This window comes from Pseudophaeobacter profundi (assembly GCF_029697505.1).
Taxonomy (GTDB): Bacteria; Pseudomonadota; Alphaproteobacteria; order Rhodobacterales; family Rhodobacteraceae; genus Pseudophaeobacter; species Pseudophaeobacter profundi.
Window position 1 is genome coordinate 1 of the sequence record NZ_JARJEF010000172.1, and the last position, 297, is coordinate 297.

Consider the following 297-nt stretch of genomic DNA (forward strand, 5'->3'; position numbering starts at 1 on the left):
TTTCTCGTTGCGCGGTGCTTGTTCTCTGCTGAGCTAAGGCCTTTTGGCGACTTGCACCAATTTTATTTACCTTCGACATGTCTACCAAAGCCGAATTAGCCTGCGTTTACAGCGCTCTGGTGCTTATCGATGACGACGTTGCCGTCACCGGTGAGAAGATCCAGACGATCCTGAAGGCAGCCGGTGTGGACGTGGAGCCGTACTGGCCGGGACTGTTCGCCAAGGCGCTGGAGGGAGTCAACCCCAAGGAGCTCATCACCAACGTTGGATCCGGAGTAGGAGTCGCCCCGGCCGCTG

At 57.2% G+C, this 297-nt stretch carries 1 protein-coding gene; it reads left to right on the top strand.

What is annotated here, in order from left to right; translation table 11 throughout:
• Nucleotides 1-77: 77 nt before the first annotated feature.
• On the top strand, nt 78-297 hold a 220-nt coding region (locus P2081_RS21250), incomplete at its 3' end, for a 60S acidic ribosomal protein P1 (protein ID WP_369011419.1).